Source organism: bacterium, from assembly GCA_040757115.1.
Classification (GTDB): Bacteria; UBA9089; CG2-30-40-21; order CG2-30-40-21; family SBAY01; genus JBFLXS01.
In genome coordinates this window covers 1-17,420 of record JBFLYA010000024.1, presented here as the reverse complement: position 1 = coordinate 17,420, position 17,420 = coordinate 1, and the positions used below count along the sequence as shown (strand labels likewise).

The following is a 17,420-nucleotide window of genomic DNA, read 5'->3' as shown; positions in this document are numbered from 1 at the left end:
GTCTATGCAACAAGAGAAAGTCTATTTTATTGTGGGTGACCGATATAATAATTTTTGCAGGTGGGAAGGTGTCGTTACGTGCTCTCAATTATTGAAGGAGATTGAGAGAGGAGTTATTCCTGCAAAGCGTTTTATTATCGGACAAGGGTGTGATAAAGAAATATTGGACTACCTTCGTGAGAAGATAGACGGTATTTTTCAATCAAAAGATATTTTTATAGAAGAAAATTTTTCTCATCGTATTTCTCACCACCTGGTTCATAAGACAAAGCCTAATAATGTACTTATCACTTTTCCAGTAGAAACAAAAAATGGAGTATTTCAGTCTTCATTAGTTATAGATGGAGGTTGTGAAGATTTATCTGACCATATTACTGGAGTTCATATTCAAGGAACCATTTTGATTGAAGCTAGCCGGCAGATGTATACAGCAGTTAGTGAAATCTTTTTGGAAAAGAAATATTTAAAGGATACAAATAATCATCACTGTAGCAAGTATCGCTTTGTGCTCAATGAAATGAATGTATCATTTCATTCATTTTTATTCCCGCTTCATGTTGATATCATTCTTACTCTGCAGGAAGTAATGGTGAATAAACGTGGAACGATATTCAATGCTTCAGCATTAATTGAGTCTTATCAGATGAGGACTTTAGGTAGCAAAGTTACCTGCAAAGGATTTGGTTATCCGGCTGAGATGCTGGAGTCGTTTGAGGGGCGACAGGCATTGGTGGCCTACAGAAATTTTGTTCGAGGATACTCCTATGGAATATGTCTTTCTGAAACATGATGGACGTTGTAAATGGCTGGAAAATAAGATACTTAAAGGCTACATGCCTACTTTGCTCAAAAAATCATGGGATCCCTTTGGGAAGAAAATATATGTGATTCGCGATTGGTTGACGAACGATGGTGGCAGAGTTGGTGTTGACCTGCAATGGCTCAAAAGTTTGGGTGTTCCTGTCGTAGATACTCTACAGGACCTATCGGAAGGTATGGATTATATAGTTGTGAACACTGGCTATGATTCCATCGTCCATGAAGAAAAACAATTACGGGAGCGCGGTATTGAAATCATTGATCTTCCATGTCCTTTTATTCGTGCTGTTCGCAGGATTTTTGAGTCAGCCGACGAGAAGTATCAATATGTATTCTTATGTGAGTCCAATCATCTTCTCATTAAAAATTATGCTTCATTGTTTCCAAAGGATATGATTCTTGTGCAAATGGCTAATTACCGGGAACGTATTGCGGAACAGTCCTGTGGAAAACCAATGTACTTAATACCGTATGTTACATTTCTTCCTGTGCACGCACTGAAAATATTTGACTATATTAAGACGATATTCCCCTATCGTGAACATAGGATGAAAGAAACTTATTGTATGTGGGTTAAGAGTTCGTCCAGCCCCATAAGAGAAATTGAAGAACTTGATCAATCTCTGGTGAAAGAAATAGATGAAGCACTGGTAATTACCACACCAGGATCCACCAATAAATCGTTGGTTTCCCTATTTGATGTACTTGAGAATCGCGGTTTGAAAGTGAAAACAATTACAAGTTTAAAAGAATTATTGCGGTACGAGAAGTATTATAAAAATGTATTCCGAAAGGTGTTAATAGTACGTTCTCCGATTCCAAATAAAGCTGAAAAACCTATTATGGCGTATTTAAAACAAGGATTGCCCAAAGCATATTGGGAACAAATTAGACAATCTTACTGGTATAGAAAGTGTACAATAGGACTGTACGGTAAAACGGTATATTATGCACGGTTACTTACTGGTATTATCCGTGGGAAGTATCAGAAAGACGGAAGGGAAATACAGTTATGAATATTGCTATAACAGGAGCAACAGGATTTCTGGGCAAACGGTTTGCGCAATGGGCTATTCGGGAAGGAAATAAGATTATTTGTCTGGTACATACACCTCAGAAGGCTACGGACCTTATTAAAAATGGAGCAGAGATTGTGTATGGAGATATTCGTAATAAAGAAGTATTATCGTCTCTTATGCAAAATGCTGGTGTATGTGTACATCTTGCCGCCCATGTACACAATGGTTCCCATCAGAGCTTCCGCCAGGTTAATGTTGATGGTACGGAGAACATATGTCAAACTATTATACAATATGCTCCTTGGTGCCGTCTTGTGCATTGTTCTTCAATTGCCGCACTTCGTGTAAACCCCAGGTATAAGTTTCTTGCAACAGATTATGCGCTGAGTAAATGGGCAGCAGATCGAATAGTGCAAAAATATATTGAGAGATATGGATTACAGGTAACCTTTGTCTATCCGGGATTGATATATGGTCCTGGTGATAAACAGTTTTTGCCTACTCTTATACACTATTTAGGAAAGAATAGGGTATTTTTAGTACGAGGTGGAGAGAAATCGGCACCGTTGATTTATATAGATGACCTTTGCCGATTATTTATGAAGGTTGCAACCGACGAAAGATCAGTAGGAAAACACTATTTGGGAATTCAGGAAGGAGAGATAGGAATACATGATTTTATCCGTCTGCTTGCTACAAACGCAGGTTACAGATTACCGTCCTTGATACTTCCAAAGATTCCTCTTATGGGACTTGCAATTATTGTTGAGGCGATTTATTATCTTTTTGGAAATAAACAATCTCCCTTTCTTTCAAAGCGTGCAATTGATATAGTTTCTATTAATGCAGATTTTCCCAGGACGAGATTTTCAAATGATCTTGGATGGAGGGCAGAAGTTTCTATTGAAGAGGGTTTAAAAAGGACTTTAAATGGCTATTAAAAAAACAGGATACATTATGAGAAAGGTTATTGTGAGAGGTTTTGCTCTCTTGGTATTGTTGTTTTTGTTAGCGCATTAGGTTCATATCTAAATTAAGATTGATAGAGACGTATGGAGATTGATTGTTAGAATAAATCTCAATGAGTCTGCACAAAATCTCAAGAATCTCAAAATATTTTAAGAGAAACAAGAATTCAAACCTTTTAGGGAGAGAAGAACCAATTCCTATTTTCAAAGGAAGCATGAAAATGCTTAATGATGAGGAAATAATTGCTAAAATAAAAAAAATCGTATCAGATGTGTTAAATGTTAAAACAGAAAACCTAACTTTTGAAACGCATTATCAAAATGATCTGGGAGTCGATTCGGTTGAAATGATTACATTACTGGTAGGTTTTGAAACAGAATGTAAGTGTACTATTTCAGAAAATGAATTTCGTAAACTCAAAACAATTGGTGATACTTTCCACTATATCAAGACAAATATTCTGAGGGATGAATTATGAGTAGCAAGAGGAAAGTGGTGATTACTGGCATAGGAATTGTTACTTCCATAGGATGGGGTGTAAATGATTTTTGGGAGAAATGCCTTGAGGGGAAAAGTGTAATTTGTGAAATACCTGAAATGTGGCGAGAATATGGGATAACAAATTCACAATTTTGGTCTCCTTTGCCAAAAATATGTTGGGAGAATTATCAAATCAATAAGATTGATGAGATGCAACTTGATACTTCCCAAAAACTTTCACTGGTTGCCTGCCATCAAGCATTGGAAGATGCAGGGTTTTCTGTCTCTTTTTCCAATGAAAGGAAAAGAGTGTTTCAGATTAAAAACATGCCCGACAGCGTAGGTGTATTTTTAGGTACTGGTATTGGCGGGATTAAGTCTATAATTCAGAATACAGCCTATTTATTATACCAGCCTTTAAAGAAAGCGGTGAATGAGAATATTCAGAAATATCTCGAAACCGCTCCTGCACGCTTCAATCCATTTGCTATTTCTATGGGCATGGCTAATGCCTGTGCTGCCCGAATCGGATTACGGTACAGTTTAAAGGGACCAAATCGTGTATATTCAATGGCCTGTGCTTCAGGAACAGTAGCTATAGGCCATGCTTATCAGGCGATAAAATCAGGTGAGGTTGATATTGCTGTGGCTGGCGGCGTAGAATATATGGGAGATACATATGGTGGTGTTTTTCGCGGATTTGATGTTGCGCATACTTTAGTGCACGGAGATATAGTGCCTGATAAAATTAATCGTCCTTTTGATTGTTATCGTTCTGGTTTTCTTTTTAGTGAAGGGGGATGTGCTATATTAATCTTAGAAGAAGAGAGAATAGCACTTAGACGAATGGGAGATAATGCGAGAATATATGCAGAAATATTATCTTATGCGGAAACATTTGATGCCTACAGTATTTTAATGATAGAGCCTAATGGACAAGAAATTTGTCGGATGATTCGCAACATGCTTTCGTATGCTGGTCTTCAACCCAAAGATATTGATTATATTAATGCCCATGGAACAGGTACTCAGTTAAATGATGAAGTTGAATCGCGTGTAATAGATCATTTATTTAAGAAAAAGCCCCTTGTGAATTCTACAAAATCTCTTATTGGCCATTCTATCGGCGCCAGTGGAGCAATTGAAGCCGTGGTAAGTGCTTTAAGTGTGTTCCACAAAAAGACACATATTTGTCGAAACCTTGAATATCCTCTTAGAGATCTTAATTTTGTGCAAGAAGTTAAGTTTTATCCTATTAAAGTAGCTCTTTCACATTCTTTCGCTTTTGGCGGTCATAATGCAGGATTAATATTTTCTGAATTCCAATGAAAGGAAAAGATGTGGAAAGAAAGAAAAGAAGGAAGAGGAAAAAATTTATCTAATTTATCTAATAAGGTTGTGGAAAGGAAGACACAACAGAGTAAAATGATTAGGTATATTATGTATCTGGTAAAATTAAATATAATTTTAAGGGTAAAAAGAGTAGGATTTGCAGTGACTTTCTTACTTATAGTCATAGGGAAGGCCTTTGCTGATTCTCATAATATTGAGAATTTGATGATGCGGGCTGATGAATTATACTCCCAAAGGAATGCTCTCTCTAATGCTGAAGAATCATATCTTAAATATGAAGAGATTACAAAGATTATTCCAAAAAACTTTGATTCCCATTGGAAATTAGCAAGAAATATTTGGTATCTCGGCGATTTTTCTCCTCCGAAGAAAAGAGATGAGAAAATATTTATGTATAAGAAAGGAATTGAAATAGCGAAAAGGGCAGTTGAAATTGCTTCTGATCGAGCAGAGGGATATTTTTGGTTAGGTGTTATGTATGGACTTTATGGCGAAACCAAAGGCATTTTGCAAAGTCTTTTTTTAGTTGATGACATAAGAGAGGCACTTAATAAATCTTTAGCAATAGATCCAACTGTAGAAGGAGGAGGTGCTTATAGAGTTTTAGGGAGAATGGAGTACAAACTGCCAGAATTTGCTGGCGGTTCTAAAAAGAGGAGTTTGGAGTATCTTTTGAAAGCAAAAGAGATATGCCCGACTGCACCCTGGACTTATATCTATCTTGCCGACACTTATTTAGCCTTAAAGGATAAAAATTTAGCTATAAAGAGCCTTAAAGAATTAATAAGTATAATCCCAGATTTAAGATGGATTCCTGAAACAAAAAAGTACAAAGAGGTTGCAAAAGAGATGCTGAAAAGAATTGGAGAATAATGTATTTGAAATTTTATTATTTTTAAATAGGATGGAAGATGTAAGTGGGTGGAAGAACAGATTCCATTCTGTGCTCTTAGGGGAGATTTCTTTATTTTTCCTGCGAGCATGATATTAGTGCAAAGGATGAGGGAAAGTGATAAATAACCCCAAATATTATTTAGGAATAGACTGTGGGGCAATAAGTTTAAACCTTGCTATATTAGATGATACTAAGCGCCTCATTTGGCGTAATTACCAGAGGACGCATGGTGATCCATTAAATGTACTCAAGCGTAGTATGGATAGGTTATTTTCTGAAGTAGATATAGAAGAATTTGAAGGCATCACAGTCACTGGTAGTGCAAGACAACTAATAGTTGGAATTGTAGATAGTGAATCAATTAACGAAATAACAGCACATGGTTTAGCAGGAGCTTTTTTCTATCCCGACGCTAAAAGTATTATTGAAATTGGTGGTCAAGATTCAAAATTGATCTTTTTGGATAAAAATACTAAAGGGGAGACAATCATTGTCGATAGTGCTATGAATGATATATGTGCCGCTGGTACGGGTTCATTTCTGGAGCAACAAGCATTCAGGATGGGAATATCTATTGAAGAATTATCAGAGGGAGCATACAGGTCAGTAAATCCAGCAAAAATTGCGGGAAGGTGTAGTGTATTTGCAAAAACAGATATGATTCATCTCCAGCAAGAAGGTGTTCCTATTAATGATTTATCAGCAGGACTATGTTATGCGCTGGCAAGAACATATCTGGAGATCTTTATTAAAGGCAGAAAATTGAAACCACCTATTTTATTTCAAGGTGGTGTTGCAGCAAATATTGGAATGAAAAAGGCATTTACCGAAGTACTTAATTTAAATAAGGGCGACATTATTGTTCCTCCCAACTTTGATATAATGGGGGCAATTGGATGTGCATTGTATGTAATTAAAAAAGGCATTATCGCGAGGAGACTAACAAAAGAAAGTCTGCGGGAAAAATTGTGTAGCATTGCAGAAGTAAAAAGGGAAAAATTAAGTTTACCACGTTTGTCGTTTAAGTATGTAAAGCAAGTAGATTCAAAAGTTAACCGACTAAGCAAATATAATAACTGCTCTGTAAATGAGGTATATATCGGAATCGATGTGGGATCGGTGAGTACAAAAATTGCTGTTATAGATGAAGATAAGAACTTAATATATAAACATTATACCTCTACACATGGAAAACCGCTTGAGGCGGTGAAAATATGTTTAAATGATTTCCGTGAATATTGTAATGGAAATGTTAAAGTTAAAGGAGTAGGGGTTACTGGTTCAGGCAGAAGTTTCATTGCTAACTTTATTGGTGCTGATATTGTTAAGAATGAAATAACTGCACAGGCTACTGCAACAGTTATAATGGTTCAGGATGTTGATACCATCATAGAAATAGGGGGACAGGATTCAAAGTATATCAGGATAAATAAGGGTACTATAGTAGATTTTGTGATGAATAAAACCTGTGCAGCCGGCACAGGGTCCTTCTTATCAGAACAGGCAGATCGGCTTCAGATAGATTTGAATCAAGAATATTCTGACTTAGCAATCGCAGCGAATAATCCAGTTGATATGGGAAATAGATGCACGGTTTTCATGGAATCCGATTGTATTCATTATCAGCAGAATAATACACCTAAACAGGATATAGTGGCTGGTTTGAGTTATTCAATTGCGAAGAATTACCTTGAAAAAGTGGTTGGAAATCGACCGATTGGAGACAAAGTAGTCTTCCAGGGTGGTGTAGCATTTAATAAAAGTGTTGCGGCAGCATTTGGGCAGATTTTGAAGAAAGAAATTATAATTCCACCTCACCATGAAATATCAGGAGCATTGGGGATTGCCTACATTACATCCAAAGAAATAAGAGATAGGTCTTCTTTTGTTGGGTTTGAGCTTAAAAACCGACTGGTAAATAGTGAGAGGAGGCAATGTAAGGGATGTGCAAATCTCTGTATGTTAACTCGTTTCAAGTATAATGATGGCCAAGAGTCAGTTCATGGGAGCATTTGTGGTAAATTTGATAAAGAAAAGATTGCAATATCAAAAAGATATCCAGACTATTTCAAAAAGAGAAATGAAATTCTGTTATCGTATAAAGGTGACAAAATCGAAGGAAAAGAAGTTATTGGAATTCCTCGCATATTGTTATTTTACGAACTCTTTCCTATGTGGGCTACATTTTTTAATGCAATTGGTTATAATATAGAAATTTCAAATGAGTATTCAAAACAGATATATGAAAAAGGGTTATCGAATATTTTGATTGATACTTGCTATCCTATAAAAGCCGTCTATGGTGCCATTGTTGACTTGTATGAGCGAGGAATACAAAGAATATTCTTACCGTACATTTTAAACATGGCGGATGAAGGCTATAAAACTAAATTTGCACATAATTGCCAATATGTGCAACAAGTACCTGATTTTATAAAAGCATCAATGGATATTGATATACTTACTCATACCATTAAAATGAAGGAGGAGATCAATAATATTGAGAAGGCCTTTGTGGAGTTAGGAATGAGATTGGATATTTCAGAGAAAGATACGCTCATCGCTATCAAAAAAGCTATAGCTGCACAAAGGGAGTTTATTGCAAAGTGTAAAGATATTGGAAGAGAATCTTTGGATTATGCAAAATCTGTTGAGAAACTTTTTGTACTTATTGGTCATCCTTACATAATCCATGACAAGTTCTTCAATTTGAATTTGGTTTCACGATTAGCGGGGTTGGAAATGCCAATGATTCCAGGAGATATTTTGCCTTTAGAAGAATCTAACTCTAATGTTAGAAATATCGATCTTATATGGAAGACCAGTAATAGAACAATGAATGTGCTCGAATTCATTCATACCTATAATAAACACAATAACAATAGGTTACTTCCTATTGTGGCAACGACATTTGGATGTCCTGCGGATTCAATGTTAACACCCTACGTTACTGAAGCATTGAAAGATAATCAGTGGTTAGAAATAGAATTTGATGAACACAATTCTTTGACGGGTATTTTGACAAGGTGTGAAGCATTCTGGGAAAGTATGGATGTGAATAAAAAGGTGAAATCTACTTTCAATATAGATAAATCTTCGTCAGTCAATATCACAATAAGGGATATTAAGAGAGAGGATAGGATAGTATATATATTGCCGGTTTGTGAATCAATGATCGGTGCCAAAGAAGTATTCGAAAAGCACAGTATTAAATGTAAGATAATTCCTAAGACAACATTGTATTCAAACACCATAGGCCGTAAGTTTTCAAATGAAAAACAGTGCCGCACCTATCAGGTTATATTGGGTGATTTACTTGCAACTGCTGCTAATGAAGATTTCTATCCTGAAAAAGCGGCATTTTTGTTATTCGGATATGAAGAAGCCTGTCGATTTTCGCTATTTAAAGATCTTTATAAAAGAATGCTGATAAAACAAGGATTTGACGGAATATGGGTATTTGGACCTGTAGTTGACAATCCTTTGGACTGGAGAAAGCATTTTGGAATGAAAGTTGCTCTAGAATTGTGGGAATCTTTTATCTGTTACGACTATTTATCACGATATAAATATCAAATCAGACCTTATGAAAAAGTAAAAGGAAACACGGACGAAGTATATGAAAAGGCAAAGTATATTTTGGCTCTTGGTATTCGAAAAGATCAGTTAGTAAAACATTTTGGTGAAGCAATGGATCACTTAAAAAGTGTTGAAGTTGTAGATAGAGATCTGGTCCGTATTGGTATTGTTGGCGATGCGTATACAAGAGTCCATGATTATGGAATGGCTGAAATATTTGCAGGTATTGAAGCGATGGGAGGTGTTATCATTCTTCCACCTTCATGGCACGATTTTATAAGTTACGGTGCAGATAGATTAGTTACAACATTATGGGAGAGGAGAAAATATGGCACATCAGCCTTTGCTTGGATAGTGAGTGCTACTTTAAAATTATACAAAGAACGGATTGAAAAAATATCAGCAAGGTATTCTGAGATGTTTCCTGATCAGAATAACAAATGGTTAACGATAAATGCAGAAAAATATGTTAATCCAAAGGTAGCACCTGTTATTCCTTCGATGTTTGTTGGCAAATGCGTTGATTTTGTTGAAAAAAGACAAGTTGATGGTTTGGTAAATGCCTTTGGATTTAATTGCGCCTTAGGGAAGTTAGCAACGGTGTGTTTTAATAGACTAAGAATCTTCAATCAAAATATTCCTATGCTCACATTCGTTGATGACGGGTTGCAACAGACTAATATTAAGACAAGGCTTGAAGCATTTATGGAACAAGCATGGGCTTTTAAGAATAAGAAAAACTCTAACTCATTAAAGATGCAATGAACAAAATTAATTCAATTCGGTGTTTATCAAAGTTATTATTATCTCTTGTAATTTTGAATTTTGTCACAGGAATTATGCACATCATTTTTCAATTTTATCTTATTAAATCAACAGGTATATATCGTGAATTCTTGTTAATAGAAAATCTACTAATCGGCTTTGTATTTCTTTATTCCTCATTAGGGTTATTTATAGGTAGTAATGCTCAAAGGAGAGTTTTATTAATATTCCAACTGTTATTGTGGACAATTTTTTTCTTCCTGGTAATATTCTATTGGGGAGCGGTTACTACACTAAGTATTTTTACGAAGTGGCTATATTGGCCAGATTCTTTAATTCTATCTCTAATAGGTTTAATTGGAATTGTTTTGAGTATTATTAATTTATCTAAGATAAGAAATTTACATTAAGATTAAGAAGGAAGGATAATATGGAAAAATTAGACCATTTTGATAACAAAAAAACTGCTTTAATTACTGGAGCATCCAGTGGAATTGGTTGTGAACTGAGTAGATTGTTTGCTCAGGAGGGTTATAATCTCGTATTGGTGGCAAGGGACGAACAAAGACTCAATCAGCGAGCAAATGAATTAAGAAAGACTTTTGGGGTATTAATAAAAGTTCTCCCAAAAGATTTGTCTACTTTAACATCGGCTAAAGAGATTTTTGATGAACTTCAGCAAGAGTCTATTCAAATTGATATCTTAGTTAACAATGCGGGATTTAATGTATACGGACCTTTCTCCGAAACAGATATAAAAAAAGAACTTCAGATGATTCAGGTAAGCATTGTGTCGTCTACTCAACTGATAAAATTATTTTTGCCTGAAATGTTAAAACATGGGTACGGAAGGATATTAAATATTGGTTCTACTGGTTCATTTGTACCTGGCCCACTTAATGCAGTTTATTGTGCTGCTAAATCTTATATCTTAAGCTTGTCAGAAGCCCTTGCAGAGGAACTTGAAGGTAGCGGTGTTACAGTGACCACTTTGTGTCCGGGTCCAACTCGCACAGAGTTTCCTAAGAGAGCACAGATAGAAGGCATAAACTTATTTCGAGGACCAGTAATGGAAGTTTCGACAGTCGCTAAAACTGGCTATCGTGCATTGATGAGAGGGAAAAGAGTAGTTGTTTGTGGTTTCTATAACAAAGCCCAGATTTTTTTAACCAGGTTTACTCCAAGAAAAGTAGTGGCTAAAATAGTCAAATACCAGATGAGTAAATGAGGTTATGAAAATATACAGGAGACTTATTGCATAATTAATTATTTTGTATGCGATGAACTATTCAGCCACTGATTAACACGGATTAGCATGGATAAATACAGAGGTCAGAAGACAGAGGTCAGAGGCGGGTTGTCCCCCGCTGGCGGGGGTTTTGGGATGGAAATTTCTTCCACTCGCAGAGAATCAAGAAGGAGAGAAAATAAAAGTTAGGAGGAGAAGAACCCTTCAACCTTCAACCTAATTACGGACACGGATTACGAATTTTCAGTGTTTCATCCGTGTCCATCTATGGCTGAATAGTTACTATGTGATTAGCTAAATATTATGAGCTTTAACATAACGGGCTGTTTTACAATATGATACATGATACAGGATGCAAGATGATAAGGTCATATGGTTCGCAAGTAATCGTCTCTTGAATAGTATATCTATCTAAACACATACAATAAAGTGGAGTCCCTACAGTTGAGATGATTTAAGACACACTTTAAGAGTTCAACCAAAAGAACCAAAATATGGTATGAGTGCTATGAGAAGTAAAATGTTTAAAAGGTTTGGGGAATTTATAATAAAGTATAGATTTTTTGTGATAGTGATTATTTTATTTATTACTGTCTTTTTAGGCTTCCATGCACTTTCTCTTAAAATAGAGATAGAAAGAAAAAATCAACTCCCCCAAAACCATCCTCTTGTCATGCTAGATAATAAAATTGCAGATATATTTGGGGGAGTAAATATTTTAATTGTCAGCATAGAACACAGAGAAGGAGATATATTTAATGTTAACACCTTAACGAAGATTAAGAAGATTACAGATGAGGTTATGAAATTAAAGAGTATTATAAAAAGCAATTGTTTGAGTATTACTGCCCCAAATGTCAGAGATATAAAAGGGGTTGAAGGTAGTATAGAAATCAATCCTTTATTAAAGAACATACCAACAACACACGAAGAGATGGAAGAACTAAGAAGAAGGATATATACAAATGAGTTAGCTCCTTTTTTCTTAGTTTCTAAAGATGGGAGAGTAGCCAATATTATTATTGACTTTGAGATAGATAGGAATTATTCCACTTATTACCAGAATGTAGAAAAAATTGTAGAGAAAGTAAAGGATAAAAAACACAATATCTATTTAGGTGGTCCTGTAAGTATTGTCCATTTTTTAGAAGTCTATTCCAGGAAAATGGCTATACTTTTCATCTTTGTCATAATTATAATTGGGCTTATACATTATGAGGCGTTTAGAACTATCCAGGCCATTATCTTCCCCCTTTTGACTGGTATCCTAAGTGTTATATGGGGGATAGGAATTCTGGGCTTTTTCAAGATTCCTATAGATGTATGGAATTCTATGACCCCTATCTTGATACTATCCGTGGCTGCCGGACATGCTGTCCAAATTTTAAAGAGGTATTATGAAGAATATGATCGTTTAGGTAATAATAGGTTGGCAATAATTGAATCTGTTTCGAGTGTAGGCTCAGTAATGCTACTTACAGGGATAATAACTGTGATTGGATTCCTTTCGCTCATAGTTTTTGATATTAAAACTATTAGGGTATTTGGACTTTTTACAGCAGTGGGGATACTGAGCGCTTTAATATTGGAAATGACCTTTATCCCTGCTATCCGTTTTATTCTTCCTCCATCTAAAAATATCTTTATCTTAAAGAAAAAGAAGAAAGGAATATTAGAAAAGTGTTTAGAAAATGGAATAAGATTGATTTTGGGCAAGCCTATAATAATAATAGTAACATTTTTTTTAATACTCTCTATATCTCTTCTTGGCGCAACAAAAATAAAAGTGAATAATAGTTTTATCGGAGCATTTAGCAAAAAGGAGAAAGTTAGGCTTGATGATGATTTTATCAATAAACACTTTGCTGGAACTTCAATAATGAATATTCTTATTGAAGGGGAAAAAACAGATAGTCTTAAATCTCCTGAGGTTTTGGATGCTATGAGCAGGCTTCAAAGAAACTTAGAAAAAAGATCTGAAGTTGGAAAAACGATAAGCCTTGCTAACTTCATCAAACGTATGAATATGGCAATGAATGGTGATGAGAAAAACTACTATAGTATCCCTAAAGATAAGAATCTTATTAGCCAATACCTATTTCTTCTGAGTTCTGAAGATTTGAATTTTATAGTGGATCAAGAATACCGACATGGGGTCATAAGAATCTTTACAAAAATAGACACTGCAACATTCTCAAATGAAATCTTTGCTGAAGCAAAAGATATAGCATCAACCCTTTTTAGAAATACTGATGTAACAGTAGAAGTTGCAGGTGGTTCATTGGGTACCTTGAGAGCATTAAATGATAATGTCGTCCATGAAAAGATACAAAATATATGGCAAGTTACTACTGTTATATTTCTTATAGCATCTCTTGCCCTGAGATCTTTTGTAGGAGGTATCTATGTTATTACTCCTTCATTAGTGGCTATAGTTATCAACTTCGGTTTGATGGGGATCACAGGGATATGGCTTTCTCTAAGTACTGCCGCAGTTTCTGCCCTAACCATCAGTATTGGTAGTGATTATGCTTTTTACTTCATTTTTCGTTATAAAGAAGAGATAAGGAAATTAAAAGATCACAATTTGGCTATTAGAGAGACCATGCTTACCGCGGGGAAAGCCATATTCTTTGTTTCCTCTGCTATAGCTGCAGGCTTTGTTATCTTACTATTTTCGGGACTTATATATCATAAACATCTGGGGGGACTTGTGGCATTGAACATGATTAATAGTTCTTTAGGAACAGTGACCTTACTTCCAGCAATGATTACTATATTTAAACCTAAGTTTCTCTATGAAAAGATGAAGCCTCTCGGATAAAAGGTAAAGGTTACGGTTAGGAAGCCCGTATGGAAGTTGGGTTAAGATGTTGGTAAAACCATAGGGAAGAAGTTCGGACAGTATTTTGGGCAAATCCCTGACCTGTTCTGAATCAAGTTCAGCACCAGAGAGGTTTCAAGGAAGGGAAATAAGACTAACCTCCTAACCCCTAAACAAAACTAATTTCTTAAACCCTAACCTTTTTACTCCACACATGGGGGTGAAGGAAAAGTTTGAGGTGTGTGAAGGCTAATAAAATCAACGCTCATTTTATCTGAGAGCGTTCAAGATATAAGAGGAGGGAATAAAATGGGAAAAATATTAGGGATTATTTCAGTTTTTATGTGGGTTAATTCTATTTTTGCCATGGATGCCAGAGAGATTATGGTGAATAATGATTATGCCGGGAAGGTATTAGGCTGGCAAGCACAAAGCAAGATGGTATTAATAGATAAAAAAGGTGGAGAGAGGATTAGGGTTGGCAAGGTGATCAATAAACTTCAAAAAAATTCGGTAGACTACAAGAGATTATATAGATTTTATTCTCCACAAGATATACGAGGAACCGGTATATTGACAATTGAACATTCTGAAAGTGACCATGATATGTGGATATATCTTCCTGCCTTAAAAAAAACGAGGAGAATAATTTCAAGAAATACAAGGGATAGCTTTATGAATTCTGACTTTTCTTATGGTGATATTGCTTCTCCAAAGATTGATGATTTTATTCATATCCTAAAAGGAGAAGAAAAGATTAAAGGGATAGACTGCTTTATAGTTGAGTCCACTTCAAAAGATGATAGAATTAAAAGGGATACAGGTTATAGTAAAAAGGTGTTATGGATAAGAAAAGATAATTTTGTAGAGATGAAAATAGAATATTATGATGAAGAGAATGAACTCCTCAAGACACAATTTATATCTGACCTCTATTTATCAGATTTGGGTAAGAAAAGATGGCTTGCTACAAAGAGAGAGATTATAAACCATAAAACTGGCCATAGAACAATTATTACATTTGAAAACATTGAAATCGACAAAGGTATAAGAGACGATGTTTTTACAACAGGGTATTTGGAAAGGATTGAATAGACTATGTCATTTTTCAAGAATAAAGTTCTGTATACTATTTTTTCTTGTCTTTTTATTCCCATCCTTGTTTATGCAGAAGATATAAGTTTAAATGGAATCTTACAGGGATACTATTTTAGTTCCACTAGAAACCTTGACCAAAAAAGGAACATCTTCAGTATCTCATTCCATCCACAAATAACCACAAAATTTGGTTCTTATCTATCCCTTTATAGTGAGGCAAGAATCATTGCAGAGAATCAGCGGGAAAGTATTCATTCTTCTATGAGAGAAATCTATAGTGATATCTATTTACATCCATTCAACCTACGGGTTGGAAAACAGATCATCCAATGGGGAAGAGCAGATGGTGTAAATCCAACAGATAACCTTACTCCTTGGGACTATACATTGCTTTTTCCAGAGGATGGAGATTTAAGAAGTGGTATTATGGCACTTAAGATAAATTATTATTATGGAAATACTGCATTTACTGGAATATATCTCCCTTTCTTTGAATCCAATAAGTTTCCACTAAATTATCCTGTTATTGAAGAACTACCATCAAAGTCTTTTCAAAATGGTCAATATGCCTTTAAGATAGATTCTACGGGTGGTGTTTTAGACTGGTCATTAAGCTATTTTGATGGCGTTGATCCTATGCCAGACCTTGGTTTATCAACCCAAGGGATCATAGAAAGATATCAAAGGATCAAAGTTATTGGTGGAGATTTTGCTACGATATTGAGAGAGTTCGGAGTTAGGGGAGAGATGGCTTATTTTTTTACAGAAGATATGGATGGAGATAGCCCATGGAAGAAGAATCCTTATTTCTTCTATATTTTTGGAGTAGACAAAACACTTTGGGAAGATATGTATTTGAATCTTCAGTTTATGCAAAGGATTGTTACTAATTATAAAGACCCATTGAATATTCAAGATTCTATCTTAAGAGATATTGCTGTCAAAGGGGCTATTATCAATAACCAACTTGATAAAGTAACAAATATTGTATCATTGAAGATTGTAGATAAGATGTTTTATGAAACATTAAGTACTGAGATTTCTGGAATTTATAATCTTACAAGAAGAGATTACCTCATTAGACCAAAGATTATTTATACCCTTACAGATAATTTATCATCTATAATAGGTACTGATATATACAAAGGGAAAGAGGATAGTTTTTTCGGTTTACTTAAGGATAATACAACCTTTTTTGGAGGGATAAAATATGGATTTTAGAATTTAAACAGATGCTCCACTATAAAACAAACTGGGGTTTACCCGAATGGCACTGACTTAAGAAAAAATTAAATAAAAGACCTCCAGATGTCGATTAAGTAAAGTAGATAAATTTAACTAATCGACAAAGGAGGTCTCAGATGAAAATATCTAAACATAATATCGACAAAAGGAGGAGAAACGCTCATGCCCTTGCAGGGCACAAATGACGATGAAAATGTAGTTTTGTAAATCAAGCAATTACAATAACTTACAGACATTTTCAGGGGAAACGCTCATGAGTCTGCGACTCACAAATGACAATGAAAATAAAGGCTGAAGGCTGAAGGAAACAGCGTTCAAAACTTCAGCCTATACCCTTCAGCCTTCAGCCTATTTTCAGGGGAAACACTCATGCCCACAAGGAGTGGGCACAAAGGAAGATGAAAATTATGTTGAATTCCGGCCTTCGTTGTGTTATCATTATATCCAATCTATCGGTTGCATAAGCAAGATAGAGAAATAAGGCTAGATGACTAGCCAAAAATAAACTTAAGGAGGTTTAAAAAAAGGGATATAATGGTAAAAAGAGGCTGTGGATTGGATGTGCAGTACTTGCTCATGAGCCAGTGGCATGAGCAAGTATGGACAGAAAATGGTAACTACTCATAAATTTGTGGAATAGTATAAAAAAGTGAAGATTTTTTGAAAAAATGCCGATATATAGAGTGGAATGGAAAACAGAGATGACACTCTTTTTGAAATTGATGTAGATAAGATCTCGTCTGATTACGATTTCAAGAAGTTAATCTATCGATTGATGAGCCAGATAGAATATTTGGTGAAAGAGAATAGGGAACTAAAAGATACGATTCAACGATTAAGGGATGAGATAGCAAGGTTAAAAGGGTGTAATCCGAAACCAAAGATTAAGCCGAACAATCCTTCAGAGGATCAACAAGGCAATAGCAACTTTCAAAGCGGGATAGAACCAAAGGAAAGGAAGCCATCTGTAAAGGAAAAGAAGCTGGGCAAGATTTTGGTTCATAACCAGCAAGTAGTAAGGTATAAAGGAGATTTGCCTGATGATGCACGGCATAAAGGATATCGTTCAGTAGTAATCCAGGGGATTAAAATAGAGCCTTACAATACCGAATATAGATTAGAGCG

At 35.3% G+C, this 17,420-nt stretch carries 12 protein-coding genes; all 12 read left to right on the top strand.

The genetic code is table 11. From position 1 onward, the window contains the following. Window positions 1–4: 4 nt before the first annotated feature. Window positions 5–790, top strand: coding sequence for an AfsA-related hotdog domain-containing protein (locus tag AB1422_03330; protein ID MEW6618377.1), 786 nt, complete (start codon window positions 5–7; stop codon window positions 788–790). Next, window positions 765–1,835, top strand: a complete 1,071-nt coding sequence (locus tag AB1422_03325) for a LytB (GenBank protein ID MEW6618376.1) — start codon at window positions 765–767, stop codon at window positions 1,833–1,835. The genes AB1422_03330 and AB1422_03325 overlap by 26 nt, the downstream gene beginning before the upstream one ends. Beyond that, window positions 1,832–2,779, top strand: a complete 948-nt coding sequence (locus AB1422_03320; GenBank protein ID MEW6618375.1) for an NAD(P)-dependent oxidoreductase — start codon at window positions 1,832–1,834, stop codon at window positions 2,777–2,779. The genes AB1422_03325 and AB1422_03320 overlap by 4 nt, the downstream gene beginning before the upstream one ends. A 248-nt stretch (window positions 2,780–3,027) precedes the next feature. Next, entirely contained in the window at window positions 3,028–3,285 is a 258-nt protein-coding gene (locus AB1422_03315) for an acyl carrier protein (GenBank protein MEW6618374.1), read from the top strand. 17 nt (window positions 3,286–3,302) lie between these two features. Next, window positions 3,303–4,616: a beta-ketoacyl-[acyl-carrier-protein] synthase family protein gene (locus AB1422_03310; GenBank protein MEW6618373.1), complete on the top strand. Its 1,314-nt coding sequence runs from the start codon at window positions 3,303–3,305 to the stop codon at window positions 4,614–4,616. A gap of 9 nt (window positions 4,617–4,625) precedes the next feature. Beyond that, the gene (locus AB1422_03305) at window positions 4,626–5,513 is read left to right on the top strand and encodes a hypothetical protein (protein MEW6618372.1); all 888 of its coding nucleotides are present in this window, start codon (window positions 4,626–4,628) and stop codon (window positions 5,511–5,513) included. Between the two features lie 136 nt (window positions 5,514–5,649). Beyond that, window positions 5,650–9,879 carry an acyl-CoA dehydratase activase gene (locus AB1422_03300; protein MEW6618371.1) on the top strand — a complete coding sequence of 1,410 codons (4,230 nt, stop codon included), beginning with the start codon at window positions 5,650–5,652 and terminating at the stop codon, window positions 9,877–9,879. Window positions 9,880–10,309: 430 nt separating this feature from the next. Continuing rightward, window positions 10,310–11,107 (top strand): SDR family oxidoreductase, encoded by a 798-nt coding sequence (locus tag AB1422_03295; GenBank protein MEW6618370.1) that lies wholly within the window; start codon window positions 10,310–10,312, stop codon window positions 11,105–11,107. A gap of 823 nt (window positions 11,108–11,930) precedes the next feature. Next, window positions 11,931–13,952: an MMPL family transporter gene (locus tag AB1422_03290; protein MEW6618369.1), complete on the top strand. Its 2,022-nt coding sequence runs from the start codon at window positions 11,931–11,933 to the stop codon at window positions 13,950–13,952. A 309-nt stretch (window positions 13,953–14,261) separates the two neighbouring features. Further along, on the top strand, window positions 14,262–15,047 hold the full coding sequence (locus AB1422_03285) for an outer membrane lipoprotein-sorting protein (protein MEW6618368.1): 786 nt from the start codon (window positions 14,262–14,264) through the stop codon (window positions 15,045–15,047). Between the two features lie 3 nt (window positions 15,048–15,050). Continuing rightward, window positions 15,051–16,271 (top strand): hypothetical protein, encoded by a 1,221-nt coding sequence (locus AB1422_03280; protein MEW6618367.1) that lies wholly within the window; start codon window positions 15,051–15,053, stop codon window positions 16,269–16,271. Window positions 16,272–16,983: 712 nt separating this feature from the next. Next, on the top strand, window positions 16,984–17,420 hold a 437-nt coding region (locus tag AB1422_03275), incomplete at its 3' end, for a hypothetical protein (protein MEW6618366.1).